General features: G+C 69.5%; 26 protein-coding genes and 1 tRNA gene. 7 read left to right on the top strand and 20 right to left on the bottom strand.

Annotation, left to right across the window (positions count from 1 at the left end; genetic code table 11):
* Positions 1-49: 49 nt before the first annotated feature.
* The 10 genes from WAF18_RS10565 to ffh all read right to left on the bottom strand — a co-directional run bounded on the left by WAF18_RS10565 (position 50) and on the right by ffh (position 7,724).
* Complete coding sequence (locus tag WAF18_RS10565; RefSeq protein ID WP_337245054.1) at positions 50-676, bottom strand: glutathione S-transferase family protein; 627 nt, start codon at positions 674-676, stop codon at positions 50-52.
* A gap of 50 nt (positions 677-726) precedes the next feature.
* Entirely contained in the window at positions 727-1,449 is a 723-nt protein-coding gene (locus WAF18_RS10560; protein WP_337245053.1) for a YafY family protein, read from the bottom strand.
* Between the two features lie 26 nt (positions 1,450-1,475).
* Complete coding sequence (locus tag WAF18_RS10555; RefSeq protein WP_337245052.1) at positions 1,476-1,889, bottom strand: RNA-binding S4 domain-containing protein; 414 nt, start codon at positions 1,887-1,889, stop codon at positions 1,476-1,478.
* Positions 1,890-2,029: 140 nt separating this feature from the next.
* Positions 2,030-2,473 (bottom strand): 50S ribosomal protein L19, encoded by a 444-nt coding sequence (rplS, locus tag WAF18_RS10550; RefSeq protein ID WP_183426030.1) that lies wholly within the window; start codon positions 2,471-2,473, stop codon positions 2,030-2,032.
* A 144-nt stretch (positions 2,474-2,617) separates the two neighbouring features.
* Entirely contained in the window at positions 2,618-3,373 is a 756-nt protein-coding gene (gene trmD / locus WAF18_RS10545; protein WP_337245151.1) for a tRNA (guanosine(37)-N1)-methyltransferase TrmD, read from the bottom strand.
* A gap of 169 nt (positions 3,374-3,542) precedes the next feature.
* Positions 3,543-4,070: a ribosome maturation factor RimM gene (rimM, locus tag WAF18_RS10540; protein ID WP_337245051.1), complete on the bottom strand. Its 528-nt coding sequence runs from the start codon at positions 4,068-4,070 to the stop codon at positions 3,543-3,545.
* Between the two features lie 36 nt (positions 4,071-4,106).
* On the bottom strand, positions 4,107-4,367 hold the full coding sequence (gene rpsP / locus WAF18_RS10535) for a 30S ribosomal protein S16 (RefSeq protein WP_337245050.1): 261 nt from the start codon (positions 4,365-4,367) through the stop codon (positions 4,107-4,109).
* A gap of 89 nt (positions 4,368-4,456) precedes the next feature.
* Complete coding sequence (locus WAF18_RS10530) at positions 4,457-5,281, bottom strand: aminotransferase class IV (protein ID WP_337245049.1); 825 nt, start codon at positions 5,279-5,281, stop codon at positions 4,457-4,459.
* Positions 5,278-6,357: a nitronate monooxygenase gene (locus WAF18_RS10525; RefSeq protein WP_337245048.1), complete on the bottom strand. Its 1,080-nt coding sequence runs from the start codon at positions 6,355-6,357 to the stop codon at positions 5,278-5,280. The genes WAF18_RS10530 and WAF18_RS10525 overlap by 4 nt, the downstream gene beginning before the upstream one ends.
* Positions 6,354-7,724, bottom strand: coding sequence for a signal recognition particle protein (ffh, locus tag WAF18_RS10520; RefSeq protein ID WP_241945793.1), 1,371 nt, complete (start codon positions 7,722-7,724; stop codon positions 6,354-6,356). Before ffh ends, WAF18_RS10525 begins: the two co-directional genes overlap by 4 nt.
* Before the next feature lie 119 nt (positions 7,725-7,843).
* On the opposite strand from ffh, the gene ccsA reads away from it, so the two are divergent.
* From ccsA to WAF18_RS10490, 6 genes are all read left to right on the top strand, one after another.
* On the top strand, positions 7,844-8,632 hold the full coding sequence (gene ccsA / locus WAF18_RS10515) for a cytochrome c biogenesis protein CcsA (protein WP_337245047.1): 789 nt from the start codon (positions 7,844-7,846) through the stop codon (positions 8,630-8,632).
* A gap of 28 nt (positions 8,633-8,660) precedes the next feature.
* Positions 8,661-9,365, top strand: a complete 705-nt coding sequence (locus WAF18_RS10510) for a hypothetical protein (protein ID WP_337245046.1) — start codon at positions 8,661-8,663, stop codon at positions 9,363-9,365.
* Positions 9,366-9,471: 106 nt separating this feature from the next.
* The gene (locus WAF18_RS10505; RefSeq protein ID WP_337245045.1) at positions 9,472-9,933 is read left to right on the top strand and encodes a MarR family transcriptional regulator; all 462 of its coding nucleotides are present in this window, start codon (positions 9,472-9,474) and stop codon (positions 9,931-9,933) included.
* Between the two features lie 2 nt (positions 9,934-9,935).
* Positions 9,936-11,426, top strand: coding sequence for an efflux transporter outer membrane subunit (locus WAF18_RS10500; RefSeq protein ID WP_337245044.1), 1,491 nt, complete (start codon positions 9,936-9,938; stop codon positions 11,424-11,426).
* Positions 11,423-12,610: an efflux RND transporter periplasmic adaptor subunit gene (locus WAF18_RS10495; protein WP_337245043.1), complete on the top strand. Its 1,188-nt coding sequence runs from the start codon at positions 11,423-11,425 to the stop codon at positions 12,608-12,610. The genes WAF18_RS10500 and WAF18_RS10495 overlap by 4 nt, the downstream gene beginning before the upstream one ends.
* 25 nt (positions 12,611-12,635) lie before the next feature.
* Positions 12,636-14,210, top strand: coding sequence for a DHA2 family efflux MFS transporter permease subunit (locus tag WAF18_RS10490; RefSeq protein WP_337245042.1), 1,575 nt, complete (start codon positions 12,636-12,638; stop codon positions 14,208-14,210).
* Positions 14,211-14,239: 29 nt separating this feature from the next.
* Here the strand turns inward: WAF18_RS10490 and WAF18_RS10485 are convergent, their stop codons facing one another.
* Together WAF18_RS10485 and radA are read right to left on the bottom strand one after the other, a co-directional pair.
* The gene (locus tag WAF18_RS10485; protein ID WP_337245041.1) at positions 14,240-14,794 is read right to left on the bottom strand and encodes a hypothetical protein; all 555 of its coding nucleotides are present in this window, start codon (positions 14,792-14,794) and stop codon (positions 14,240-14,242) included.
* Between the two features lie 43 nt (positions 14,795-14,837).
* Positions 14,838-16,226: a DNA repair protein RadA gene (gene radA / locus WAF18_RS10480; protein ID WP_337245040.1), complete on the bottom strand. Its 1,389-nt coding sequence runs from the start codon at positions 16,224-16,226 to the stop codon at positions 14,838-14,840.
* 209 nt (positions 16,227-16,435) lie between these two features.
* Between radA and WAF18_RS10475 the strand changes: the two genes are divergently transcribed.
* A complete protein-coding gene (locus WAF18_RS10475; RefSeq protein ID WP_337245039.1) occupies positions 16,436-17,419 on the top strand; it encodes a diguanylate cyclase in 984 nt (327 codons plus the stop codon).
* Positions 17,420-17,435: 16 nt separating this feature from the next.
* Here the strand turns inward: WAF18_RS10475 and WAF18_RS10470 are convergent, their stop codons facing one another.
* The 8 genes from WAF18_RS10470 to ileS all read right to left on the bottom strand — a co-directional run bounded on the left by WAF18_RS10470 (position 17,436) and on the right by ileS (position 25,367).
* Complete coding sequence (locus tag WAF18_RS10470) at positions 17,436-18,011, bottom strand: nucleoside 2-deoxyribosyltransferase (RefSeq protein WP_337245038.1); 576 nt, start codon at positions 18,009-18,011, stop codon at positions 17,436-17,438.
* A 192-nt stretch (positions 18,012-18,203) separates the two neighbouring features.
* Positions 18,204-18,908, bottom strand: coding sequence for a hypothetical protein (locus WAF18_RS10465; RefSeq protein WP_337245037.1), 705 nt, complete (start codon positions 18,906-18,908; stop codon positions 18,204-18,206).
* A 92-nt stretch (positions 18,909-19,000) separates the two neighbouring features.
* The gene (locus WAF18_RS10460; RefSeq protein ID WP_337245036.1) at positions 19,001-19,195 is read right to left on the bottom strand and encodes a hypothetical protein; all 195 of its coding nucleotides are present in this window, start codon (positions 19,193-19,195) and stop codon (positions 19,001-19,003) included.
* Between the two features lie 110 nt (positions 19,196-19,305).
* The gene (locus tag WAF18_RS10455) at positions 19,306-20,481 is read right to left on the bottom strand and encodes an MvdC/MvdD family ATP grasp protein (protein ID WP_337245035.1); all 1,176 of its coding nucleotides are present in this window, start codon (positions 20,479-20,481) and stop codon (positions 19,306-19,308) included.
* 245 nt (positions 20,482-20,726) lie between these two features.
* Positions 20,727-20,802, bottom strand: a tRNA-Thr gene (locus WAF18_RS10450).
* Positions 20,803-20,838: 36 nt separating this feature from the next.
* Positions 20,839-21,789: a 4-hydroxy-3-methylbut-2-enyl diphosphate reductase gene (gene ispH, locus WAF18_RS10445; protein WP_337245034.1), complete on the bottom strand. Its 951-nt coding sequence runs from the start codon at positions 21,787-21,789 to the stop codon at positions 20,839-20,841.
* A gap of 273 nt (positions 21,790-22,062) precedes the next feature.
* Positions 22,063-22,554, bottom strand: a complete 492-nt coding sequence (lspA, locus tag WAF18_RS10440; protein WP_337245150.1) for a signal peptidase II — start codon at positions 22,552-22,554, stop codon at positions 22,063-22,065.
* Complete coding sequence (gene ileS / locus WAF18_RS10435; protein WP_337245149.1) at positions 22,551-25,367, bottom strand: isoleucine--tRNA ligase; 2,817 nt, start codon at positions 25,365-25,367, stop codon at positions 22,551-22,553. The genes lspA and ileS overlap by 4 nt, the downstream gene beginning before the upstream one ends.
* Between the last annotated feature and the right edge of the window lie 40 nt (positions 25,368-25,407).

Raw genomic sequence — 25,407 nt, 5'->3', positions numbered from 1 at the left:
GGCGAGGCAACGCGGACGGCCGCGCAATGCGGCCGCCCGCGGCCCGGCGTCAGCTGGCTGCCGACGCCTGTGCGATCAGGGCATCGTCGCGCTTCGCAGCCACCTGCGCCGCCGGGCGTGCGGCGTGGGCGCGCACGTACTCGACGAAGGCCGGCCGCGATGGGATCGCGCCGATCTGCATGTAGTAGCCCAGCACCGCGGTCATATACAGATCCGCCGCACTGAAGCGCTCGCCCGCCAAAAACCGCCTGCCCGTCACCGCCTGCTCCAAGGTCCGCATCACGTCGTCCGGGTTGCCGTAGCCGGCCGTGCGCGCCGGCGCGAAGGCGCCGGTCTCCTGCGCGGTGAGCAGCGATTCGAACGGTCCGGCCAGGAAGAACAGCCACCGGTAGTAGCTGCCCCGCTCGGGCGAGCCGGGCGGCGGCGCCAATTGCCTGTCGGGCACCAGCTCGGCGAGATAGGCGCACACCGCCGCATTCTCCGTCACGACCATATCGCCATGCCGGATCGCCGGGACCTTGCCCATCGGGTTGATCGCCAGATACGCCGGCGATTTCATGCTGCCGCCGTACGCGAGCAGTACCTCCTCGTAGGGCAGCCCCGTTTCCTCCAGCATCCAGCGGGCCACGCGCCCCCGGGACATCGGATGGGTGTAGAACGTCAGCGTATCGGTCATCGGGGGCCTGCTCGGTCTGGAAAGAGCCGCCAGTCTCCACGGCCCCGCTGTCAGTGGCTGTCAGCAGCGTCGTCGCCAACCGCCGCGTGCCGCACGGTCCGTCGTTGGGCATGCCATCTGCGCAGCAACTCGTGGCGACGCACGGTGTAACGCAGGCCGGTGTCCTCCAACGACACGACCCGGTCGGCGCGGAAGTGACGGAAATCGCCGCGCGTCTCGCACCAGGCGGCGAGTAGGCGGGTATCGGACAGGAAGGCCATCGCGAACGGCCAGATCGTGCGCACGCTGCCGCGTCCCGCCGCGTCTGCGTACTGCATGCGCAACGCGCGCTCGCCCCGGATCGCACGCCGCAGGATCGGCAGCCAGGGCTCGGGCTCCGAGGGCGCCCAATGCGGGGCGAACAGGCCGCTGGTCTCCACCTGCAAACGCAATGCGCCAGGCAAGACGCCGACGAGTCGGTCGAGTGCGCGGGTGGCCGCGGCCGCCAGCTCCGGATCGGCGTGGCTGCCGACCCAGCGCGCGCCCAGCACCAGCGCTTCGAGCTCCTCGTCGGAGAACATCATCGCGGGCAGCAGGAATCCGGGGCGCAGCTGATAGCCCACGCCAGGGTCGCCATAGATCTCGGCGCCCTGCCCGCGCAAGGCCTCGATGTCGCGATACAGGGTGCGCAGGCTGATGCCCAGCCCATCGGCCAGTTCGCGTCCAGGGACCGGCAGGCGCCGACGGCGCAGATCATCGAGCAGACGCAGCAGCCGTGTCGCGCGTTCGGACATGTTCCCGCCCTCTAATCGCGCCGGCGCTACAGCGCGTCGATATCGCCCAGGGCCCGGATCAACCGTCGGGCGCGCTTGTCGGGCTTGTGCTCGGGCGCGCGATAGCCGGCGCGCTGCGCGCGTTGCTCGGCGACGCGCGCCAGACGCGCAGCACGCGAGACCTCCGATTCGGTGTACAGCGCCTGGGCCACGCTGGCCGGTCCGCGCGTGTCCGACAGGCCCGCCACGACGACCTCGAACACTTCCTCGCCTCGGGCCACACGCAGTGGATCGCCGAGGCGCACCGCACGTGCGGGCTTGGCCCGCTGACCGCCAACATCGACCTTGCCGGTCTCGATCGCCTGCTTGGCCAGTGCGCGGGTCTTGAAGAAGCGCGCCGCCCATAGCCAGAGATCGAGGCGGACGCTGTCGGCGGCAGAGGAGCCCGGGGCTTGATTCATCGGTCCGATATCGGTGCGCCGCCAGGCAAATCAAGCACGGCAATCAGGGGCGGGCGGCATGTCGAACATCCAATCAAGACGCCCAAACGCCGACGGCCGCCTTGCGGCGGCCGTCGTGCGACATCGAAACCGGGCCGAGATTACTCGGCAGCCGGCGCCGGTGCGGCGGCGGCAGCAGCCTTGTCGGCGCGTGCCTTCTCGTTCTTGGCCTTCGCCGAAGCCGACAGGTCTTCCTTGATGCGGGCCTTCTTGCCTTCCAGGCCGCGCAGGTAGTACAGCTTGCCGGCGCGGACCTTGCCGCGGCGCTTGACTTCGACCGACTCGATCTGCGCGCTGTGGCTCTGGAACACGCGCTCGACGCCGTAGCCGTGCGAGATCTTGCGGACGGTGAACGCGGAGTTCAGACCGGCGTTCTTCTTGCCGATGACCACGCCCTCGTAGGCCTGCACGCGCTCGCGGTTGCCTTCCTTGACCTTGACGTTGACGACGACGGTGTCGCCGGGGCCGAAGTCGGGAAGCTCGCGCGCGGTCTGGGCGCTTTCGAATTCCTGCAGCAGGGTGTTCAAGGAGGGCTTGGTGGTCATGGTCTTGGCCTGTTGGAGTCGTTGTAGGCGTGGTGCACGTGGACGCACGCTCTGGCATGGCGGGCACGATGGCCCGTTGTTTTTGGTTAGCCGCGCATTATAGGCCCAGCCGCCCAGCGAATGCCACTGCCGGCGCGGCGGCGCTCAGGCGTCCGGATCCTGGCCGCGCTCGGCCCGCCAGGCCGCGAGCAGCCGCCGGTCGGCCTTGCCCAGCGCGGACTCGTCGAGCAGGTCCGGGCGCCGCTCGGCGGTGCGGCCCAGCGACTGTTGCCGGCGCCAGGCGGCGATCTGGGCATGGTTGCCCGACAGCAGCACATCGGGCACCCGGCCCAGCGCATGCTCGACCGGCCGGGTGTAATGCGGGCAGTCGAGCAAGCCATCGCCCTCGAAGCTGTCCTGCACCGCCGAGTCGGCATCGTTCAATGCGCCCTCCTGCAACCGGGCCACCGCATCGACGATGACCGCCGCGGCCAGCTCCCCGCCCGACAGCACGTAGTCGCCGATCGACACTTCTTCGTCCACCTCGGCCTCCAGCAGCCGCTCGTCGACGCCCTCGTAGCGGCCACACAGCAGGATCAGCCGCGGCAGCGCGGCCAGTTCGCGCACCTTGGCCTGGGTCAGTGGCCGCCCCTGCGGGCTCATGTAGATCGTCCGCGCCGGCGCCGGATCGGCCGCACGCGCAGCGGCGAGCGCAGCCCGCAGCGGCTCGATCAGCATCACCATGCCCGGACCGCCGCCAAACGGCCGGTCGTCGACCCGGCGGTAATTGCCTTGTGCGTAGTCGCGCGGGTTCCAGCCCTGCAGCGCGATCAGCCCGCGCTCGCGCGCGCGCCCGACCACGCCGACCGCGGCGGCCTGGTCGATGAACTCGGGAAACAGGCTGACGACATCGATGCGGATGCCAGCGCGCTCGGTGGCTCGGGAGGCGGGGTGCGTTTCAGCTTCCGACGACATGACGGTCCTTTCCGGTCACCAACGACGAGATGGCCACACTGGCCGATCCAGGGTGCGGCGCCGCGTCGCGCATCGCGACCCGGCGCGTCCGATCACCGATCGCGCATCGCCGCTGTCAAAAGTCCGCGTCCCAGTCGACCGTCACCAGGCCGGCGTCGAAATCGATCGAGACGACATAGTCGGGCACGACGAACGGGATCATGCGTTCGCGCTCGCTCTGGGCGACCAGCACGTCGTTGGCGCCGGTCGAAAACAGATGGGACACCGTCCCCAGGTCCACGCCGTCGAGGTTGCGCACGCGCAGACCCTCGAGGTCGACCCAGTAGTACTCGCCCGGCGCGGGCGGCGGCAGCGCCTCGCGCGGCACCCAGACCTCGAGCCCGCGTGCGGCCTCGGCGGCATCGCGGTCGGCGATATCGGGCAGCGTGGCGACCACGCCCTTGGGCGTCTCGCGTCCGCGCGCACCCGACAGCGTGCGCTCACCCCCGCGGCCGTCGCGCAGCACCCACGGCTGGTAGCGAAAGATCGCGCTGCGCGGCTCGGTGAACGATTCGAGCTTCACTTCACCACGCACGCCAAACGCGCCATGGACCTTGCCCAGCTGGATCATCCGCTGGGGCGGCTGGCGCGTCGGGTCGTTCATATCGGCATGGCCGCGCCCGCAGGCGCGGCCCATGGATCAGGCAGCGGCGACCGCAGCCTTGCCCGCTTCCTTGTACAGGGCGCGGACCTTGTCGCTCATCTGGGCGCCGTTCTTGACCCAGTGGTCGACGCGCTTGGTGTCGAGGACGACACGCTGCTCACCGCCGGTCGCGACCGGGTTGTAGTAACCCACGCGCTCGATGTTGCGGCCGTCGCGCGCGCTGCGCGAGTCGGTCACGATGATGTGGTAGAACGGACGCTTCTTGGCGCCGCCGCGCGTCAGACGGATCTTGACCATTGCTTTGCTTCCTGTGTTGCCCAGTCGCCAGGGTGGCGAGGTAAGCCGGCGATTATAGCGGAAGCGGCGGCGGCCGGTGCAAGCGCCGGTCAGCGTGCACTCGCGAGCGGCACCCAGCGCTGCGCGGCGAGCAACGCGCGCAGGCGCCCAAGCATCGCCGCGTCGACATCGAAGCGCCAGCCGTCGATCGACGCCACCGCACGCACCCCGCCGCTGTTGCAGGCGAACGCGGCCTCGAAGCCCGCGCAATCGTCCAGGCCGACACGGGCGTGGCGCTGCGCGATGCCCGCGGTCTCGAGCGCGCGCTGCAGCAAACGCTCGCTCGTACCCCGCAACGCCGGCGCGATCGGCCACACCACGGTGTCGCCGGCGACGAAGCCGACGTTCCACAGCGCCCCCTCGCCGATGGTGCCGTCGGCATCGACCAGCAGCGCATCGTCGTAGCCGGCCAGCGCGGCCTGCCGGCGTGCATGCAACAGCGGCAACGTGGCGGCGTGCTTGAGATGGGCCAGCGTACGGACATGGATATGCGAGGCCAGCCGCAGCGGCGCGGCCGGCGGCGCGCGCGGCGGCGACAACGCGACCAGCAGCACCGTCGGCACCGCCTCGCCGCGCTCGACGGCCGGCATATCGCGCGAGAACACCGCAATGCGCACTGTCGCATCGTCGACGCCAGCGGCCACCAGCGCCGAGGCCATCGCGCCGAGGAGCGCGTCCGACGCCAGCGGGCTGCCGAACAGTTCGAGGTTGGCGGCCTGCAGGCGCGCCACATGTAGGTCCAGCCCCTGAACCGCGCGTCCGCGCACCTGCAATGTCGAGAAATGCCCGTAGTTGACCAGGGCCGCGGCGAGGTCCGCCGTCTCCGCCGGCCGGCCGTCGATCCAGTGGCTGACAGCAAGCGCGGCGCGTGTCACAGCAACGCCTGCGCGTCGCGCCACCAGCCCTGCACGAGCTCACCGGCGGGCCGCGCCTGCGCCAACCAGGCCGATTGCCCCGCCCAGGCCTGCATCGCGTCGAGACGGCCATCGCGGGCCGCGGCGGCGCGCATCGGCGCGGTGAGCCCGCGCTGCACCGGGTACGGCCGCGGCGGCGGTACGCCGTCGGCCGCGGCTGCGCGCACGTAGCCGGTCGCCAGCGCACGGCCGAGCCGGCCGCTGAACGCCCGAGTCGGCCAGCAGGCCTCCGGCTCGGCGCTCGCCAGTGCGTCCGCCCACGCCGGCGCGATGGCCGCCTCGGGCGTGCGCAACAGGCCGGTGCCGACCTGCACCGCACTCGCGCCGAGCGTCAGCGCGGCGGCGATGCCGCGCCCATCGGCGATGCCGCCGGCGGCGATGACCGGCAGCTTGAGGGCGTCGGCCAGCCGGGGCACCAGCGAGAACAGCCCGACGATCCGGTGTTCGGCCTCGGCGGCCTCGAACGCGCCGCGGTGTCCGCCCGCCTCGGCCCCCTGTGCGACCACCGCATCGGCGCCGGCGGCCTGCGCCTGCCGCGCCTCGTCGAGCGTGGTGACGGTGGCGAACCAGGCGATCCCGGCCGCCTTCAGGCGTTCGACCTGCGCCGCAGAAAACACCCCCATGATGCTCGAGGCGACCGCCGGACGCGCGGCCAGCAAGGCGTCGAACTGGGCATCGAAGTCGGCCGGTGTGGCGTCGCCGGCGGAGGCCGGCACCACCGGCCCCCAGCGTTCGAGAAACGCCCGGGTCGCCGCTTCGGCGACCGCGTCGCGCGCCGGTGGCGGATCGGGAATCCACAGATTGACCTGCGCCGGGCCCGTGGTGCGGTCGCGGAACGCGCGCATCCACGTCTCGATGTCGGCCGGCTGCGACAGCACCGCGCCCATCGCGCCCAGGCCGCCGGCGTCGGCCACCGCCGCCGCCAGCGCCGGCGGACAGGCGCCGGCCATCGGCCCCAGCAGGACCGGAATCCGCAGGCCGAAGCGCGCACAGAACGCGTCGGCCCGCTGGCGCGCCGGGTGCGCGCCCGTGCTCACCGGAACGGCATGCGGCCCATGCCGCCCATCATCCCCTGCAGGCCCCGCATCATGCCCTTCATGCCGCCGCGGGCCATCTTGCCCATCATCTTTTCCATCTGCATGTACTGCTTCATCAGCTTGTTGACGTCGGCCGGGGTCGTGCCCGAGCCGGCAGCAATGCGCGCGCGGCGCGAGCCGTTGAGCAGGGTCGGGTTGCGCCGCTCCTTCTTGGTCATCGAGTCGATGATCGCAATCATCCGCGGCACTTCCTTGTTCTGCTGGACCTGCTGCTTGAGATGCTCGGGCACCTGACCCAAGCCCGGCAGCTTCTCCATCAGGCTGCCGATGCCGCCCATGTTCTGCATCTGCTCGAGCTGGTCCTTCATGTCGTTGAGGTCGAACTTCTTGCCCTTGGCGACCTTCTGCGCGAGCTTGGCCGCCTTGTCCTTGTCGACCTGGTGCTCGACCTGCTCGACCAGCGACAGCACGTCGCCCATGTCGAGAATGCGGCTGGCGACGCGCTCGGGATGGAAGACATCGAGGCCGTCGACCTTCTCGCCGGTGCCGACGAACTTGATCGGCTTGCCGGTGATGTAGCGCACCGACAGCGCCGCGCCACCGCGGGCATCGCCGTCGGTCTTGGTCAGCACCACGCCGGTCAACGGCAGCGCCTCGCCGAAGGCCTTGGCGGTGTTGGCCGCGTCCTGACCGGTCATCGAGTCGACGACGAACAGCGTCTCGACCGGATTGACCGCGGCATGCAGCGCCTTGATCTCGGCCATCATGGCCTCGTCGATCGCCAGGCGGCCGGCGGTGTCGACCAGCAGCACGTCGATGAACGACTTGCGCGCATCGGCGATCGCCGCGCGCACGATGTCGACCGGCTGCTGCGAGGCCTCGGACGGGAAGAAGCGCACATCGACCTGTTCGGCCAGCGTGCGCAGCTGCTCGATCGCGGCCGGACGGTAGACGTCGGCGCTGACGACCATGACCTTCTTCTTGCGCTTTTCCTTCAGCAGCTTGGCGAGCTTGCCGACCGTGGTCGTCTTGCCCGCGCCCTGCAGGCCGGCCATCAGCACGACCGCCGGCGCCGGCACGGCGAGATTGAGCTCGGTCGCCTGCGCGCCCATGACCGCCGTCAACTCGTCGCGCACGACCTTGATCAGCGCCTGGCCCGGGGTGAGCGACTTGAGCACTTCCTGGCCGACCGCGCGCACCTTGATCCGCTCGATCAGTGCCTGCACCACCGGCAGCGCGACGTCGGCCTCCAGCAACGCGATGCGCACCTCGCGGGTCGCCTCGCGGATGTTCTCCTCGGTCAGACGGCCGCGCCCGCGCAGGCGCTCGATGGTGCCGGACAGGCGCTGGGTCAGGGACTCGAACATGCGGGGACTCGGGCTGGCTTGAAAACGGTCGGCGATTATAGCCCCGCACGCCCCGGCGCCCCGGCCCGCGTCGATCGGCGGCAGGCGCGTTTGGGGCGTTCCTGTGCGACACTTCCGCGATGACAATGGTTCTCATCGCAGCCCTGCTCTACCTGGCCGCGGCCGTCGCGCTCGTGCACGGTGTCGGGCGCGACCCTGCGCCCGGCAACGCGTGGTGGGCGGTGCCGGCCGGCGCCGCCGTCGCGCTGCATGCCGCCGCGCACATATTGGTGTGGCGCGACGTGGGCACCGAGCTGCATTTCTACGCCGCGCTGTCGCTGGTCGGTCTGGGCATGGCGGTGCTGACGATGCTCTACGACATCCGTGGACGTATGGCCGCGCTGGGCGTGATCGTGTTTCCGATCGCCGCCGCGGCGCTGATCTCCTACGGCCGGGGCGCGCATGTCGCGTCCAGCGTGCCGGACTGGCGCCTGCAGTTGCACGCCTGGTGCGCCTTGCTGTCCTACGCCACGCTCGCGATCGCCGCCCTGCTCGCGATGCTGTTGTGGGCGCAGGAACGCGCACTGCGCCGACGCGAATTCCATCGTTGGCTGCGCGCGCTGCCACCGCTGACCGAGCTCGAATCGCTGCTGTTCCGCACGATCTGGGTCGGGTTCGCGCTGCTGACCGCAACCTTGGTGACCGGTGTGCTGTTCGTCGACGACTTCTTCGCCCAGCACCTGATCCACAAGACCGTGCTGAGCGTGCTGTCGTGGCTGGCGTTCGGCGCCCTGCTGCTGGGCCGCTGGCGTCATGGCTGGCGCGGCACCCGCGCGGTCGGCTGGACGCTGGCGGCGATGGCGCTGCTGGTGCTGGCGTTCTTCGGCAGCAAATTCGTGCTGGAGCTGGTGCTGCGGCGTCCGGTCTGAGCTCTGCCCACTGATCTGGAAAACGCGCATGCGCACATGGATAGTCGCCCTCGCACTCGCCGCTTCGATCTCGACGGCCACCGCGGACGACGAGGCGCATTCGCCGATCTTCGGCCACATCGAGTTTCTCTGGAACGCGCCGGTGGCGGGGTCCGGCGCCCGCCCGGTCGCCCAGGGCCTGTTGCGCCATCCCGAGGCACCGCACCTGGCCTGCTGGAAGACGCAGGGCTTCCCGCAGCGCCCGGTCGATGTTCAGCTGGAGATCGACGACAGCGCCGGCCGCCACACGCTGTGGTCAGGCACCGAACCTGGAACCGAATCGAAGTTCGTCCGCTGCGGCAAGATCGACCTCGCCGCGCTGGGCGTGACACCCGGCCTGCGTCGCATCGTCCTGCGTTTCGATGGGCAGATCGCGGCGCAGACCACGATCGAGGTGGCGGAGTCCCTGGCCTCGGCTGCGTTCGCACAAGGCGACCGCATGTACGTCCACGGACGTACTGATTATCCAGACGACCTCGCGCCGGCCGACTATGTGGGCCGGTTCGTCTGGGTTTTGGGCTTTGGGCCGGACGGCCAAGTCGTGGACGTCCAGACTGAAGTCGCCGAAGGGCTGGCCGCGACGCGGTTGCGAACCGCGGGCCGAGCGGCCGCCCAGCTCTACCGCATCGGGCCCAACCCGGCCAAGCCGCTGCGCCAGTTCCGGCAGCCTTACGACATCCAACCTGCTCCCTGACCGACGGGTCAACGCCTGAACCGATACCAGCCGCCTACCTGAACACCGCTTGCGGCGGCAATACTTGCCTTGACAACAATTGCAACGGCGAGGAATATGCGCCGCCATGTCGAACGCTCCCCGCCCTTGCGCTTCCGCCAGCGGTTCGTCGCTGGGCCTGCTGTTCCGGCAGGTCCGCGATGCCATGTGGACGCGCATGGCCGACGAGCTCGCCCAGGCCGGGCATGAGCTGAGCTTCAGCCAATACATCACGCTCAAGAAGCTGGCGCTGGGCACCAGCAACGCCACCGATCTCGCCCGCGCAGCCGAGCTCAATCCCGGCGCGATGACCCGCTTGATCGACAAGCTGATCGACCGCGGCCTGGTCGAGCGCCATGCCGATCCCGACGACCGCCGCGTGGTGCGCATCCGACTCAGCGCGCAGGGCGAGGCGATCTGGCGCGACATCGACCAATGCGGCAACCGCGTGCGCGAGCGCGCGATGTCGGGCATGGACGACGCCCAGCGGCAGCAGTTCATCCGGCTTCTCGAACAAGTTCGCGACAACCTCTCCTTCCCGGGACAGTGACCATGCCTTCTCCCACGACACGCGCCCGGCGACGGGCGCCGGCTGCGGTGTTGCCGATCGTCGCCGCACTGCTGCTCGCAGGTTGCGCCAGCAGTCGCGGCCTGGCGCCGCAGCTCACGCCCAGCGATGCCGACACGCTCGCTGCAGGCCGCAGCCTGGCCGGCCCCCCGCTCAGCGCTGCGGATTTTCCGAGCAGCGACTGGTGGACCGCGTTCGGCGACCCGCAGCTCGATGCGCTGATCGATGAAGCGTTGCGTGACAGCCCGTCCTTGGCCGCCGCCGATGCCCGCACCCGCAGCGCGCAGGCGCAGGCCGGCCTGGCCGATGCGCAGCGTCGGCCGACTCTCGGCGCCAGCGCGCGCGTGAGCGGTGTGCAACTGCCGGAAACTCTGGCGCCCGACCCGATCGGCGGCGACTTCAAGGCCAGTGGCGTGCTGATGCTCGACTTCGCCTGGGCGCCCGATCTGTGGGGCGGCCAGCGCGCGGCCTTCGAGGCGGCTGCTGGGCAGGCGCGCGCTGCCGAAGTCGATGCGCAGGCCGCGCGCCTGACGCTGTCATCGAATGTCGCGCGCGGCTACATCGCGCTGGCGCAGGCCTTCGACGCGCAGGACGTGGCGCAGCGCGAGATCGACCGCGCCAGCCGATTGCGCGACCTCGCGCAGCAGCGCGTGGACGCCGGCCTCGACAACCAGTTGCAGCTGCGCAATGCCGACACCGCGATCGGCATCGCGCGCCAGCAGGCGCAGGCTGCGCAGCAGCAGATCGATATGGCGCGCAATGCGCTGGCCGCATTGCTGGGCAAGGGTCCCGACCGCGGCCTCGACATCGCCCGCCCGCGCCTGCTGCAGACGCCACCGCCGGGCGTGCCCGCAGTACTGCCGAGCGAGCTGCTGGGCCATCGCGCCGATGTCGTCGCCGCGCGGTGGCGCGTCGAAGCCGCCGCACGCGGCGTCGACGCCGGCAAGGCTGCCTTCAAGCCCAGCGTCAATCTCAGCGCGCTGGTGGGCCTGGCGGCGGGCAACCTCTCAGACCTGTTCGGCAGCGATGCGGTGCTCGGCTTCGGCGGCCCCGCGCTGAGCCTGCCGATCTTCGACGGCGGTCGGCTGCGCGCTGGCCTGGCCCAGCGCGACGCCGACTACGACACTGCGGTCGCGAGCTACGACCAGGCGCTGGTCGTCGCGCTGCGCGAGGTGACCGACGCCTTGCAGACGGCGCGCGCGCTCGACGCGCAGATCGACACCGTCGCCGATGCGACCGAGGCCGCCCGCCAGGCGTTCGCGCTCGCCGATACCCGCTACCGCGCCGGCATCGGCAACCAGCTCGATGTGCTCGCTGCGCAGCGGCCGCTGTTCCAGCTCGAACAGCAACTCGCCACGCTGCGCGCGCAGCGCTTCGGCGCCGCGGTCGATCTCGACCGCGCACTCGGCGGCGGCCTGACGCTCGCCGCGCCCACCCCTTCCACGCAGACCCAAGCCGGGGCGACCACGCCATGACCTCCGAATCCAACACCGCCACCGCGCCACAGAAGACTGGCAAGCGCCGCCGCGCGCTCACGATCCTGGCCACCGTCGCCATCCTGGCCGGGGTCGGCTGGGCGGCGTGGTATCTGCTGGTCGCGCGCTGGCACCAGGACACCGATGACGCCTACGTGCAGGGCAACGTCGTGAGCATCGTGCCGCAGACGATGGGCACCGTGGTCTCGATCGATGCCGACGAAGGCATGCGCGTCGAGGCCGGCCAGGCGCTGGTGCACCTCGACCCCAACGACGCCCAGGTCGCCTACGACCAGGCGGTCGCCAACCTCGCCGGCACGGTCCGGCAGGTGCGCGGCCTCTACAGCAGCGTCGAATCCGGTCAGGCCGAACTGGCGGCGCGACAGGTCGCCGTGCGCCAGGCCCGCGAAGACGTGCGCCGCCGCGAGGGGCTGGTCGCCAGCGGTGCGGTCTCGCGCGAGGAACTGGCCCACGCCCGCGACGTGCTGGCCGGCGCCGAAGCCGCGCTGTCGGCCTCGCAAGGTCAACTCTCGCGCAGCCGCGCGCTGGTCGACGCGACCGAGGTCGCCAGCCAGCCGCAGGTCCAGGCCGCCGCCGCGCAGTTGCGCCGCGCCTGGCTCGACCTGCAACGCATGGCCATCGTCGCGCCGGTGTCGGGCTATGTCGCCCGCCGCGAGGTGCAGCTCGGCCAGCGGGTGCAGCCGGGCAACACGCTGATGACGATCGTGCCGCTCGAGCAGGTCTGGGTGGAGGCCAACTTCAAGGAGACCCAGCTCACCGGCATGCGCATCGGCCAACCGGTCGAAGTGCGCGCCGACCTCTACGGCGGCAAGGTGCGCTACAGCGGCAAGGTCGCCAGCCTCGGCATGGGCACCGGCAGCGCGTTTTCGCTGCTGCCGGCGCAGAACGCCAGCGGCAATTGGATCAAGATCGTCCAGCGCGTGCCGGTGCGCATCGAACTCGATCCCGCGCAGCTGGCCGAGCATCCGCTGCGCCTGGGCCTGAGCATGCACGTCGATGTCGCGGTGCGCGACCAGACCGGCCCGGTACTGGCCACGTCCCAGGCCAAGCGCGCCGCGCCGCTGCTGTCGACCGATGCCTACGCCGAGCAGCAAGCCCAGGCCGATGCGCTGATCACGCGCACGATCGAGGCCAACCTGCCTCAGCTCGCCGCCCGCCGCTGAGCCGACTCCCGGCACCGAGGCCGCCATGTCCACGACCACCGCCGACGCGCCGGGCGCTCCCGCCCCGGCCGCTGCCTCCGCCTTCCGTCCGCCGAACCTGGCGCTGACGACCATCGGCCTTGCGCTGGCGTCGTTCATGCAGGTGCTCGACATCACGATCGCCAACGTCTCGTTGCCGACGATCGCCGGCAACCTCGGCGCGAGCTCGAACCAGGCGACCTGGGTCATCACCTCGTTCGCAGTCAGCAATGCGATCGCGCTGCCGCTGACCGGCTTCATGACCCGCCGCTTCGGTGAGCGCAAGCTGTTCGTGTGGGCGACGTTCGCGTTCGTGATCGCCTCGCTGCTGTGCGGCCTGGCCTCGAGCATGGGATTCCTGGTCGCCGCCCGCGCGCTGCAGGGTTTCGTCGCCGGCCCGATGTATCCGGTGACCCAGGCCCTGCTGATCTCGATCTATCCCCCGGCCAAGCGGGGGCAGGCGATCGCATTGCTGGCGATGGTCACCGTGGTCGCGCCGATCTGCGGCCCGATCCTCGGCGGCTGGATCACCGACAACTACAGCTGGGAATGGATCTTCTTCATCAACGTGCCGATCGGCATCTTCGCCAGCCTTGTCGTCGCCAGCCAGTTGCGTGGGCGCCCGGAGAAGCTCGAGACGCCGAAGATGGACTACGTCGGCCTGATCACGCTGATCATCGGCGTCGGCGCACTGCAGACGCTGCTCGACCTGGGCAATGAGGAAGACTGGTTCGAGTCGACCAAGATCGTCTGGCTGGCGATCACCTCGGTGCTGGGCCTGGCGGTGTTCCTGATCTGGGAGCTCACCGAGAAGGACCCGATCGTCAACCTGCGGCTGTTCCGCCATCGCAACTTCGCCTTCGGCACGCTCGCGATGGTGCTCGGCTACTCGGCCTTCTTCGCCGTGGGCCTGCTGGTGCCGCTGTGGCTGCAGCGCAACCTGGGCTACACGCCGATCTGGGCGGGCTTTGCGACCGCGCCGATCGGCATCCTGCCGGTGTTGCTCACCCCACTGGTGGGCAAGTACGCGACCCGCTTCGACCTGCGCATCCTGGCGACGTTCGCGTTCATGGTGATGGCCTTCACCAGCTTCATCCGCTCGGGCTTCAATCTCGAGGTCGACTTCCAGCATGTCGCGATGGTGCAGCTGTGGCAGGGCCTGGGCGTGGCGCTGTTCTTCATGCCGGTGCTCACCATCCTGCTGTCGGACCTCGAACCGCACGAGATCGCTGCCGGCTCAGGCCTGGCGACCTTCGTGCGCACGCTCGGCGGCAGCTTCGCCGCCTCTTTGACCACCTGGGCCTGGAACCAGCGCAGCACCATCCACCATGCGCAGCTGACCGAGCACATCCCCGCACACGATCCTGCGATCCAGCAGACGGTCGCCGCGCTCGGCCAGGGCGATGTGCAACGCGGCGCGATGATGCTCGATCAGATGATCGCCCAGCAGGCGACCCAGATCGGCTTCAACGAGATCTTCCACCTGCTGGGCATCCTGTTCCTGCTGGTGATCGCGTTCGTCTGGATGGCGCGGCCGCCGTTCGCGGCGAAGATCGGCGGTGCGGCCTCCGGCGGCCACTGAGCGAACACGCGCGACCTGGGCGCGCGTTGTCAGCCCACCGCCAGCAGCGCCAGACCCGTCGCCAACCCGAGCGCGGTGCCGCCGATCGTCTCGGGCCAGGTATGCCGTGCCAGACGCAGCCGCGACCAGCCCAAGACCGGCAAGGCCAGCAGCGCCGTCACCGAGACCGCGGGCGACAGCGGCCAGATCGCCACGCCCGCAAACGCCAGGCTCGCCATGTGCAGCGACAGCTTGATCCAGCGGTTGGCGAGGCCCGCCGCGCACAACATCAGTGCCGCCGCGAGCACGCCGGTGGAAGTGGCCGAACCCCGGCCGCCCATCCACAGCCAGTAGCCACCGGCGACGATCAGCAGCAGCGCATAGAGCAGCGGCCGCTCCTGCCGCCGCGAGGCATCGACCGTTTCCCAATGCCCGCCCCGTCGCCGTTGCCAGATGAAGGCCGCGACGATCGCGACCCCGGCGACGAGCCCCAGCGCGGTACGCCCGAGCGAGGCGGGATCGGCACGCCAGGCCGCCAGCAACGCGAGCGTCGCGAAGACGACGAACGGATGCAACGCGATCGAGACGACGCGGGCAAGCGGCATCACCGGCACTCAGTCGATTGAGGCCGGACGCCCGACCCGGCACTCAGACATGCTCGAGCGCCTCGGCCAGCCGTTCGACCGCGATGACCTCCATGCCCTTGTAGGCGCCGGCCTTGGGCGCATTGGCGCGCGGCACGATCGCACGCACGAAGCCGTGGGTGGCAGCCTCCTTCAGACGCTCCTCGCCATTGGGCACCGGCCGGATCTCGCCGGCCAGGCCGACCTCGCCAAAGGCGATGGTCTTGTCCGGCAATGGAATGTCGCGCAGCGACGACAACACCGACAGCAGCACCGGCAAGTCGGCCGCGGTCTCCTGCACGCGGATGCCGCCGACGACGTTGACGAACACGTCCTGGTCGCCGGTCATGATGCCGCCGTGCCGGTGCAGCACCGCCAGCAGCATCGCCAGCCGGTTGCCTTCCATGCCGACCGCGACACGCCGGGGGTTGGACAGCGGCGAGGCGTCGACCAGCGCCTGCACCTCGACCAGCAGCGGCCGGGTGCCCTCGCGCGTGACCATGATGCAGCTGCCCGGTTGCTGCGCGCCCGCACCCGACAGGAAGATCGCCGAGGGGTTGGCGACCTCCTTGAGGCCTTTCTCGCCCATCGCGAACACGCCCAGCTCGTTGACCGCGCCGAAGCGGTTCTTGAACGCGCGCATCACCCGGAAGCGGCTGCCGCTGTCGCCCTCGAAATACAGCACCGCATCGACCATGTGCTCGAGCACGCGCGGGCCCGCGATACCGCCTTCCTTGGTGACGTGACCGACCAGGAACACCGCCGTGCCGGTCTCCTTGGCATAGCGCACCAGGCGCGCGGCCGACTCGCGGACCTGGCTCACCGAGCCGGGAGCTGCGGTCAGCGACTCGGTCCACAGGGTCTGGATCGAGTCGGCGATGATCAGCCCGGGCTTGAGCCTGGAGGCGTGCTCGAGAATGCGCTCGATGCCGGTCTCGGCCAGCGCATGCAGACCGTCGAGCGACAGCCCCAGCCGGACCGCGCGGCCGGCGACCTGGGCCAGCGATTCCTCGCCGGTGACGTACAACCCCGGCAGCGTGTGCGCCATCCGCGCCAGCGCCTGCAACAGCAATGTCGACTTGCCGATGCCAGGGTCGCCGCCGACCAGCACCACCGCGCCCTCGACCAGACCACCGCCCAGTACCCGGTCGAACTCGCCGATGCCGGTCGACACCCGTACATCCTCGCCCTGCTGCACATCCTTGAGCGCCATGACCTTGGGCGCGTCGACCTTGCCGGCCCAGCCCGAGCGGCGTGCCGCCGGCGAGCGGACCGAAACCGCGCTCTCGAGCACGATCTCGGCGATCGTGTCCCAGGCGCCGCAAGCGCTGCACTGCCCCTGCCACTTGTTGTAGTCGGCGCCGCACTCGCTGCACACGAAGGCGGTTCGGGCTTTGGCGGCGGGCTTGGCCATCGATGATCGGTCCATTGCAGGGCCCGGCAGGATAGCCGAGCGCAGTCGCAGCGACGGAGACGCAGACGCCCGCACGCCGCCACCGGGCACCGCTACAATCGCCTCGGACAACGGGCCCCGGGGGGGGGCCGCTCCCGATGCCCGACCGCGACGACCTTCACCACCGGGCACGTCCTGCAGCCCAACTGTTCCCATCCCGGATCCGCCGCATGCGGATACTGGGTGCCGCGCTGTGTGCGCTGCCGATCGCCTCGGTGCTGGCCGAACGCGAGGCGCCGGTCTGGCTCTGGGTCGCGCTGGCGCTCAACGCCGTGCTGTGGCCGCAACTGGCCTGGATGCGTTCGCAACGCGCACACGACCCGGTCGCCACCGAGTACCGCAATCTCCTCATCGATGCGGCGGCCGGTGGCCTGTGGATCGCGGCGATCGCGGTCAACCTGCTGCCGACGGTGGCCATCGCCTCGGTGCTCGCCTCCGACCGTATGGCTGCGGGCGGATGGCGTCTGTTCTGGCGGGCCGCCATGGTGTCTGCACTCGCCTTCTTGGCCGGCTGGGCCTTGGCCGGCTATCCATTCGCGCCGCAGACCTCGACACGCGCCCTGCTCGCCTGCGTCCCGCTGATGGTCGGCTATCCCATCGCGCTGAGCCTGGTGACCTACCGCCTGGGCAGGACGATCGCCCGGCAAAACCGCGAGCTCGAACGCAGCAACCGGACCGACTCGGGCAGCGACCTGCCCAACCGGCGACACTTCGACATCCGGGTGCGCGACGCCTTGTCGCGCTTCGATCACCATGGCGATCCGGCCACACTGCTGATGATCGACCTCGACGCTTTCAAGTCGATCAACGACCACTACGGCCACGGTGTCGGCGATCTCGTGCTGCGACGGGTGGCCGATGTGCTGCGGACGGCTGCCGGCGCCACCGACACACCGGCCCGGATCGGCGGCGACGAGTTCGCGATCCTGCTCGCTCCCGCGGGGCCGGCACGCGCGGCCGCGGTCGCCGAGTATGTCCGCGCCGGCATCGCCGCGCTGTCGTTCGATGGCCATCCAACGCTGGCGTGTACGGCCAGTATCGGCGTATCGACGACGCGTCCGGAGTTCGGCTCACCGCCCGACTGGCTGCGCGATGCCGACAGCGCGCTCTACCGCGCCAAGGCCGCCGGGCGCAATCGCGTGGCAGTGGCCTGAGCCCCGGCGCATTCGCCTAGGGACTGGTGACGCCGCCCTGGCGTTCGGACGCGCGTGGCACCTCCGCCGGCATCAGCGGCGTCTCGCCACGACGCGTCAACTGCGCCAACGCCATCGCCGCATCGCCGACCACCAGCGGTGCCGGCACCGACAGCATCAGGTTCAGCGGCAACCCGAACTCTTCGATGTTCCAGCCGTGCACATCGAGCACGCCGTCGGGTCCGATCGCCTCGGGATGGCGCAGGCGGATGCGCTGGGCCAGCGTGCCGCCCTCGGGGATATAGCCGTACACCGGCTTGCCGCAAGCGACCGCATAGCCCACCTCGAAGCAGGTGCCGCTGTCGGGCTCCGGTCCGCGGAAGAAATCCAGATTGGCGAGCACCGCATCGGCGCGTTCGATCAGGCCGATGTTGGCCCGGTAAATCCACCGCGCCTGCTCGCCCGGATCGACAAGCGTCGCCGGCACGTCCTGATCGAGCGGATACAAGCCCTCGACGCCGAAGCGCGCGCACAGCGCCTTGAGCTCGAGCCCGCGCGCGCGGGCATCGGGCCGGAACACATCGGGTCCGGCGAGGTACAGGGAACGAATCATCTCGGCGAAGACGTGGGCAGGTTGCGCGCATTGTCGCGGCGCCGGCCGATACAGGGAATGCGACCCGATGCCGCTGACCTTGGGCACCGTGGGCATCCCGGCTCGGCGACTGCATCTGCGATGCTGCGCGGAAACTGCGGCGGACGTGGCGACGACGCCTCAAGCAGCCTGCCCGTGCGCCAGAGAGATTGGCTACTCGTCGTTCCGGAACGACAGCTGCCGACGAAAGGTCGAAGTCGAGTCGGGCCCCGAGCGCGGCGGAAACAGCGAGATCTCGCCGGCACGAATGGCGCGATCGCGGATCTTCAGACCAATGCCCTCGGCACGCTCGATCTCCACCCGGTCGACGCTGCCGTCAGGCGCGATGTGCATGACCCAGGCCAGCTCACCGACAAACGCTTCGGGCGCGATCGTCGCGTCGTAGTTGGGACGCCCCAGCACATAGGGCATGTCCTGGGGCGTGGCAGCGATCAGCGCATCGAGCGTCGGATACACCTCGACTTCGCGGGTGCCGGCCGGCGCCGCGGCGCCATCCAGGTAGACCACCACACGCCACCTCCCTGGCATCGCGTCCGGCGGCAATTGCGCAGGAAAGCAGCGCTTGCTGCCATCGAAATCCGGATGCGCCTGCTGCGCGACCACGCGCCCCGCCGTGTCACGCATCTCGATCGTCAGCCCCGATGTCTTGGCGTCGGCATCGAGCACCGCGACGCAGACTTGGTGCCCGAAGCGCTCGCCGAGCACGAACGAACGCGTTTCCTGTCTGGCCAGCGCGCCCTCGGGCGTCTTGGACCACAGGAACTCGATATAGGGATCGGACGGCGATGGCGTCCCCGTCGCGGCCAGTGCGGCATCGCAGGCCAACACCAGCAACGCCCCCGCAAGACGCGCCTGCATGCGATTACTCCAGACCATAAAACCCCGGCGACGATTGGATCGCCGCCAGGATAGGCGCCCGCGAAATCGTCAGACGCGCACGCACGATGGACTCACAGATGCGGATCCGACACCAACGGCGGATCGCTCTTGGGCGTGCAGGTGCCCTGGTCGACCCACGAATCGGTCGGTTCGGCCAACGGGCCAGCCCCGCCACTGACGTGCGCAATTTCCTCGCGGGACAGCACACGCGCCAACACCCGGCCTTCCACGGCCGCGGCCGTACGCTCTTCGGACTTTCTGGACATCACCACTCCTCATGATTGGATGGGACACATCACATCATTGCCACGACGTACCGCCGCGACATCGAAAGAGGCCGCGCTGAGCGGCTCCTGCGATCCTTGGACTGCGAAAGTCATTTCGAGATTAGCCCGTGCACGTGGGCCGAAACCGTGGCCTGCGTCAAAGTTGTCGGCTTCCCGGGCGCTGAATACCTGAAATCCGCACGCGCGGTTTCGATGAATTGGCAGAACGCATCGAGTACCGGCAGGTCCGGGCACCAGGACTCGATGAAGAAGAACTGCCCCGCCTCATTGACCTCCAGGAACTGCCAGTCGCCCTCCGGCGTGACGATGAAATCGAATCCTCCGCTCACGATGCCCAGCCGCGCCATGAGCGCGATGCAGGCCGCCTCGACCGCATCTGGCAACTGCGCCGGCTCGCAACGCCGGATCGATCTCTGGTCGAGCCGCCAGTCCAGGTCGCCGCCTTCGAGCGTGTTGGAGTCGATCCTGATCGCGAAGCAGCTGTGCCCGAAGAACTGCGCGCGGACCTCATAGGCCTTCGCAACCTTCTCCTGGAAGATGCCAGGCGTTGCACGCAACAACGCATCGGCCGGGAGGTCGTCCACCCCGACCTTCGCGGTATAGGTCTTCAGACTCGCCCCGTCTTCCTTCCAGATGTAGCCGCCGAGCGGCTTGTAGATGCATTCCTCGACCTCGCGGATGAAGTCCCGGATCGTCGCCGGGTCGTTGCTGATCAACGTGCGTGGCACCGTGAGCCCGGCCGCCAGCGCATGACGGAACTGATGCGCCTTGACCTCGCACAGCAGGGACGCCGCCGGCGGGTTGATCCAGAAGGCATCGGCGAAGGCTTCGGGATGCGAGCGCTCCGCCATCCGCAGTTCTTCGGTGCAGAACGCCTGATCACGGGGGTCGACGTAATCCGGCGACGCCACCAGACGCCGCCGGCGATACCAGACCACATCGACCGCATCCGACGACACCGTGCGCCCGTCGCAGACGAGCGTTCCGCGCATGCCGTCGCCCCCGAAGCGCACCGTGCTGGCGCTGAACTCGGGATAGTGATCGCCGCGCCAGCGCACGACTTCGTGTCCCCGCAACCGCAGCGCATGCCCGGCCACGGCTGCATGGAAATCGCCTTCCACGGTGTGGATCAGCACGCGGCGCGTGTCCGCGGCGGCATCGTCACGGCGCGCACCGCGCCAATCGTCTGTCTCCAAGCCCGCCCTCCTGCAAGCCGAGTCCGCCCTTGCACTCGGCCAGCAGCGGCCACAACGCCGCTGCGCCAAGATTGCGTCTGCTATGGCTGTCCCTTGACCAGCCGGATGCGCTCGACACTAGCACCGTGGGCCAATCGTGTCGAAATCGGATGCAGTGCAGTGCGTGTGTGTGTCTGCATGTGTACCGATCCAACACGTCATCTGTGGTCAGGTTGCGCGCCATCGCGCCGCGCCACTGCGCTCTGGACAACAGGCGCAAGACCGGAGCGAGCACAACAAAAAGCCCCGACCAAGGCCGGGGCTTTCGATGACGCTGGTGCCGGAAATAGGAATCGAACCTACGACCTACGCATTACGAATGCGCCGCTCTACCAACTGAGCTATTCCGGCTTGGGACGCGAATTCTAGGGAGCGGGGGGCCGGCCGTCAATCGACCAGGCGCAGGCGCAGTTCCTTGGGCAGGGCGAAGACCATGCTCTCGGGCTCGCCGGCGAGCTCGCGCATGCCGTTGGCCCCCAGCTCGCGCAGGCGATCGAGCACGCCCTGCACCAGTACGTCCGGGGCCGAGGCGCCCGCGGTGACGCCGATGTGGTGGCGGCCTTCGACCCAGCGCGGGTCGATCTCGTCGGCGCCGTCGATCAGGTAGGCCTCCACGCCGTCGCGCTCGGCGAGCTCGCGCAGGCGGTTGGAGTTGGAGCTGTTGGGCGAGCCGACGACCAGCACCAGGTCGCATTCCTTCGCCAGATCGCGCACGGCGTCCTGGCGGTTCTGCGTGGCGTAGCAGATATCGTCGTTCTTCGGGCCCTGGATCGCCGGGAACTTCTCGCGAAGCGCGGCGATGACGCCGCGGGTGTCGTCGACTGACAGCGTGGTCTGGGTCGTGTAGGCCAGGTTCTCGGGCTGGCCGACGTCGAGTGCGGCCACATCAGCCTCGTCCTCGACGAGGTAGATGCTGCCGGCGCCGGCCTCGGCGCGCCACTGGCCCATCGTGCCTTCGACCTCGGGATGGCCCTGGTGGCCGATCAGCACCACGTCGCGGCCGGCGCGGCAGTGGCGCGCGACCTCGAAGTGCACCTTGGTCACCAGCGGACAGGTCGCGTCGAAGACCTTGAGTCGGCGCCGGGCGGCTTCCTCGCGCACGGCCTGCGAGACGCCGTGTGCGCTGAAGATCACGGTCACGCCGTCGGGCACTTCGTCGAGTTCTTCGACGAAGATCGCGCCGCGGCGCTTGAGGTCCTCAACCACGAACCGGTTGTGCACGACTTCGTGGCGCACGTAGATCGGCGCGCCAAGCGTCTCGATCGCGCGCTTGACGATCTCGATCGCGCGGTCGACGCCGGCGCAGAAGCCGCGGGGGTTGGCGAGGACGATATCCATGAGATGCGCAGTCTACCGGAGGCGGCGGTTCGGAAGCGGAACGGCGGCAGGACGGCGTGTCCGGGATACATGAAACCGAAGCCTCCCCCGCCCTGCGAGGAAGGGATGGGCGGGGGCATGCGCGATCCGCAGCTTTGGGCCGATCATTGGCCCCCATCCCAGCCTTCCGCCCGTAAAGGGTGCAATGCCCCGCAAGCGGGGGAAGGGGCGGCAATCGCGGCCTGTCAGATCCCGCGAAAGAACGCTGACGACTTCATTGCCTGGCGGCGGAGGCTACTTCTTTTTCGCCGGGAAGAAGCCGAACAGGGCAATGCCGATCGCACCGCCGACGATTGCCGCGTCGGCGAGGTTGAATGCCGGCCAGTAGTGGTCGCGCCAGTGCCACTGGATGAAATCGACGACGTGGCCGTGGATCTGGCGGTCGATGACGTTGCCCAGTGCGCCGCCGATCACCAGCGCGAACGGCAGTGCGGTGCGCCAGTCGCGCCGCGGGGTCTTGGCCAGCCAGACGGCCAGCACGCCGCTGATGACGATCGCCAGAATCGTGAAGAACCACTTCTGCCAGCCGCCGGCATCGGCCAGGAAGCTGAACGCCGCGCCGGTGTTGTAGGTGCGATACCAGTTCCAGAATCCTTCAATGACCGGGATCGCGGTGTATTCGGGCAGCGAGGTCAGCACCCACCACTTGGTCAGCTGATCGAGTGCGATCACCACCACCGACAGCATCAGCCACGGCAGCGCGTTGGGGACGGGACGGGCCATCAGAACCACCTCCGGGTCTCGCCACCGCCATTGCGGCCATCGGTCGCGATGTTCTCCACGCACCGGCCGCACAGCCCCGTGTGCTCGGCATGCGCGCCGACATCGGCACGGCGCTGCCAGCAGCGCACGCACTTGGGCTTGTCGGTTGCGCGCGCCGACACGCCGATCGCGGTCGCGTCGCCGGCGTCGACGAGCGTGACGTCGCCGCTGATCAGCAGGAAGCGCAATTCGTCGACCACCGGCGAGAGCCAGTTGGCATCGGCAACGCCACAGCGCAGTTCGATCTCGGCATCGAGTGCGGCGCCGATCTCGCCGCTGGCGCGCATCGGCTCGAGCACCTTGGCCACGCGCTCGCGCAGCTCCAGCACGCGCTCGAAATCCTGCGGTCCCCAGTCGGCGTCGCCGTCGAGCAAGGTCAGGCCCGTGTACCAGGTCGCGAACTGCACATTGGCCTCGCGCGTGCCCTGCGCCGGCGCGGGCAGATAGCCCCACATCTCGTCGGCGGTGAAGCTGAGCACCGGCGCGATCCAGCGCACGAAGGCCTCGGCGATGTGGTACATCGCGGTCTGCGCGCTGCGCCGCCCGACCGAGTGTTCGGGCATCGTGTACAGGCGGTCCTTGGTCACGTCGAGGTACAACGAGCCCAGGTCGACGCTGCAGAAGTTCGACAGCGCCTGGACGATCTCGGCGAAGTCGTAGCGCGCGTACGCGTCCTCGATGCGCGTCTGCAATTGGGCGGCGCGATGCACGATCCAGCGATCGAGCGCGACCATGTCCTGCGGCGCGACGAGATCGCTCGCCGGCGTGAACCCGGCAAGGTTGCCGAGCAGGAAGCGCGCGGTGTTGCGGATGCGGCGGTAGGCGTCGGCGGTGCGCTTGAGGATCTCCTGCGACAGCGACATCTCGTTGCTGTAGTCGGCCGAGGCGATCCACAGGCGCAGGATGTCGGCGCCCAGCGTCTTCATGATGTCCTGGGGCTCGATGCCGTTGCCCAGCGACTTGGACATCTTGCGGCCGTGCTCGTCGACGGTGAAGCCATGCGTCAGGCACTGCCGGTACGGCGCCGCCTTGTCGATCGCCACGCCGGTCAGCAGCGAGGACTGGAACCAGCCGCGGTGCTGGTCGGAGCCCTCGAGGTAGAGGTCGGCCGGCTTGGGGTAGCCGCGCGCGCGCAGCACCGCTTCATGGGTGACGCCCGAGTCGAACCAGACATCGAGGATGTCGGTGATCCTGTCGTAGTCGGCGGCATCATTGCCGAGCAGCTCGGTCGCATCGAGCGTGTACCAAATGTCGACGCCGTGCTGCTCGACGCGGTCGGCGACCGCACGCATCAGTTCGACCGTGCGCGGATGTGGCTCGCCGGTTTCGCGATGCACGAACAGCGCGATCGGCACGCCCCAGGTGCGCTGGCGCGAGATCGTCCAGTCCGGGCGGCCTTCGACCATGCCGGCGATGCGCGCCTGGCCCCAGGCCGGGTACCAGGTCACGCCCTCGATCGCGGCAAGCGCATCGGCACGTAGCCCGCCCTGCTCCATCGAGATGAACCACTGCGGTGTGGCGCGGAACGCGATCGGCGTCTTGTGGCGCCAGCAGTGCGGATAGCTGTGTTCGAGCTTCGCGAACGCCAGCAGGCTACCCTGCGCGCGCAGCGCGTCGACGATGACGTCGTTGGCCTTCCAGATGTGCAGGCCGGCCAGTGCGGTGTCGCCGATCGGCGGCGTCGACGGCAGGTAGACGCCGCGGCCGTCGACCGGGTTGAGCTGCGCGGCACTGTAGCGCTCGAGCAGGCCGTAGGCCTTGCCAACGACGTAGTCCTCCTGGCCGTGGCCGGGCGCGGTGTGCACCGCGCCGGTGCCGTCCTCGGCCGAGACGTGATCGCCGAGGATCACGGGGATATCGCGCTCGGCATAGAAGGGGTGGCCGAGCACCAGGTGCTCGAGCGCGCTGCCGGCCACGCGGCCGTGCACGACGACGTCGCCCTCGACGCCATAGCGGCGCAGCGCGTTCTCGGCCAGCGCATCGGCCAGCACCAGCCAGCGGCGGTGTCCGTCCTGCGCGGGCGGGCCTTCGACCAGCGCGTACTCGAGCTCGGCGCCCAGCGACACCGCCAGCGACGCCGGCAGCGTCCACGGGGTCGTGGTCCAGATCGGCAGCGCGACCTCGACGCCGGCAGGCAGCGTGGCGCCGAACGCGCGCGCGAACGCCGCGGCATCGCGCGCGACGTAGGCGACGTCGATCGCCGGCGAGACCTTGTCGGCGTACTCGATCTCGGCCTCGGCCAGTGCCGAACCGCAGTCGAAGCACCAGTGCACCGGCTTGACCCCGCGGGTCAGATGGCCGTTGTCGACGATCTTCGCCAGTGCGCGGATCTCGTCGGCTTCGAAGCGAAAGTCCAGCGTGCGATAGGGATTGTCCCAGTCGCCGATCACGCCCAGGCGCTTGAAGTCGCGGCGCTGGATGTCGATCTGCTCGTTGGCGTACTCGCGGCACTTGCGCCGGAATTCGACCGCATCGAGCTTGACCCCGACCTTGCCCCACTTCTTCTCGATCGCGATCTCGATCGGCAGGCCGTGGCAGTCCCAGCCCGGGATGTAGGGCGCATCGAAGCCAGCCATGCCCTTGGACTTGACGATGATGTCCTTGAGGATCTTGTTGACCGCATGGCCAAGGTGGATCGTGCCGTTCGCGTAAGGCGGGCCGTCGTGCAACACGAACAGCGGACGGCCGCGCGCATGCTCGCGCAACTGGGCGTACAGGCCGTCCTCCTCCCAGCGCGCCAGCATCGCCGGCTCGCGCTTGGGCAGATCGCCGCGCATCGGAAAGTCGGTCGCCGGCAGGTGGATCGTCGACTTGTAG

Origin of the sequence: Luteimonas sp. gir, from assembly GCF_037198055.1 — a bacterium.
Taxonomy (GTDB): domain Bacteria; phylum Pseudomonadota; class Gammaproteobacteria; order Xanthomonadales; family Xanthomonadaceae; genus Luteimonas; species Luteimonas citri_A.
Note: the sequence above shows the minus strand (reverse complement) of the source record. Positions and strands in the feature narration are given on the sequence as shown.

Bases quoted from the DNA above. Each gene is read 5' to 3' on its own strand.
- ispH (WP_337245034.1), bottom strand. From the start codon at position 21,789: ATGGATATCGTCCTCGCCAACCCCCGCGGCTTCTGCGCCGGCGTCGAC.
- WAF18_RS10475 (WP_337245039.1), top strand. From the start codon at position 16,436: ATGCGGATACTGGGTGCCGCGCTGTGTGCGCTGCCGATCGCCTCGGTG.
- WAF18_RS10510 (WP_337245046.1), top strand. From the start codon at position 8,661: ATGCGCACATGGATAGTCGCCCTCGCACTCGCCGCTTCGATCTCGACG.
- radA (WP_337245040.1), bottom strand. From the start codon at position 16,226: ATGGCCAAGCCCGCCGCCAAAGCCCGAACCGCCTTCGTGTGCAGCGAG.
- WAF18_RS10470 (WP_337245038.1), bottom strand. From the start codon at position 18,011: ATGATTCGTTCCCTGTACCTCGCCGGACCCGATGTGTTCCGGCCCGAT.
- WAF18_RS10500 (WP_337245044.1), top strand. From the start codon at position 9,936: ATGCCTTCTCCCACGACACGCGCCCGGCGACGGGCGCCGGCTGCGGTG.
- ccsA (WP_337245047.1), top strand. From the start codon at position 7,844: ATGACAATGGTTCTCATCGCAGCCCTGCTCTACCTGGCCGCGGCCGTC.
- ileS (WP_337245149.1), bottom strand. From the start codon at position 25,367: ATGCGCGGCGATCTGCCCAAGCGCGAGCCGGCGATGCTGGCGCGCTGG.
- rpsP (WP_337245050.1), bottom strand. From the start codon at position 4,367: ATGGTCAAGATCCGTCTGACGCGCGGCGGCGCCAAGAAGCGTCCGTTC.
- rplS (WP_183426030.1), bottom strand. From the start codon at position 2,473: ATGACCACCAAGCCCTCCTTGAACACCCTGCTGCAGGAATTCGAAAGC.
- WAF18_RS10465 (WP_337245037.1), bottom strand. From the start codon at position 18,908: ATGCAGGCGCGTCTTGCGGGGGCGTTGCTGGTGTTGGCCTGCGATGCC.
- rimM (WP_337245051.1), bottom strand. From the start codon at position 4,070: ATGAACGACCCGACGCGCCAGCCGCCCCAGCGGATGATCCAGCTGGGC.
- WAF18_RS10505 (WP_337245045.1), top strand. From the start codon at position 9,472: ATGTCGAACGCTCCCCGCCCTTGCGCTTCCGCCAGCGGTTCGTCGCTG.
- WAF18_RS10460 (WP_337245036.1), bottom strand. From the start codon at position 19,195: ATGTCCAGAAAGTCCGAAGAGCGTACGGCCGCGGCCGTGGAAGGCCGG.
- ffh (WP_241945793.1), bottom strand. From the start codon at position 7,724: ATGTTCGAGTCCCTGACCCAGCGCCTGTCCGGCACCATCGAGCGCCTG.
- WAF18_RS10565 (WP_337245054.1), bottom strand. From the start codon at position 676: ATGACCGATACGCTGACGTTCTACACCCATCCGATGTCCCGGGGGCGC.
- WAF18_RS10495 (WP_337245043.1), top strand. From the start codon at position 11,423: ATGACCTCCGAATCCAACACCGCCACCGCGCCACAGAAGACTGGCAAG.
- WAF18_RS10560 (WP_337245053.1), bottom strand. From the start codon at position 1,449: ATGTCCGAACGCGCGACACGGCTGCTGCGTCTGCTCGATGATCTGCGC.
- WAF18_RS10555 (WP_337245052.1), bottom strand. From the start codon at position 1,889: ATGAATCAAGCCCCGGGCTCCTCTGCCGCCGACAGCGTCCGCCTCGAT.
- WAF18_RS10490 (WP_337245042.1), top strand. From the start codon at position 12,636: ATGTCCACGACCACCGCCGACGCGCCGGGCGCTCCCGCCCCGGCCGCT.
- WAF18_RS10485 (WP_337245041.1), bottom strand. From the start codon at position 14,794: ATGCCGCTTGCCCGCGTCGTCTCGATCGCGTTGCATCCGTTCGTCGTC.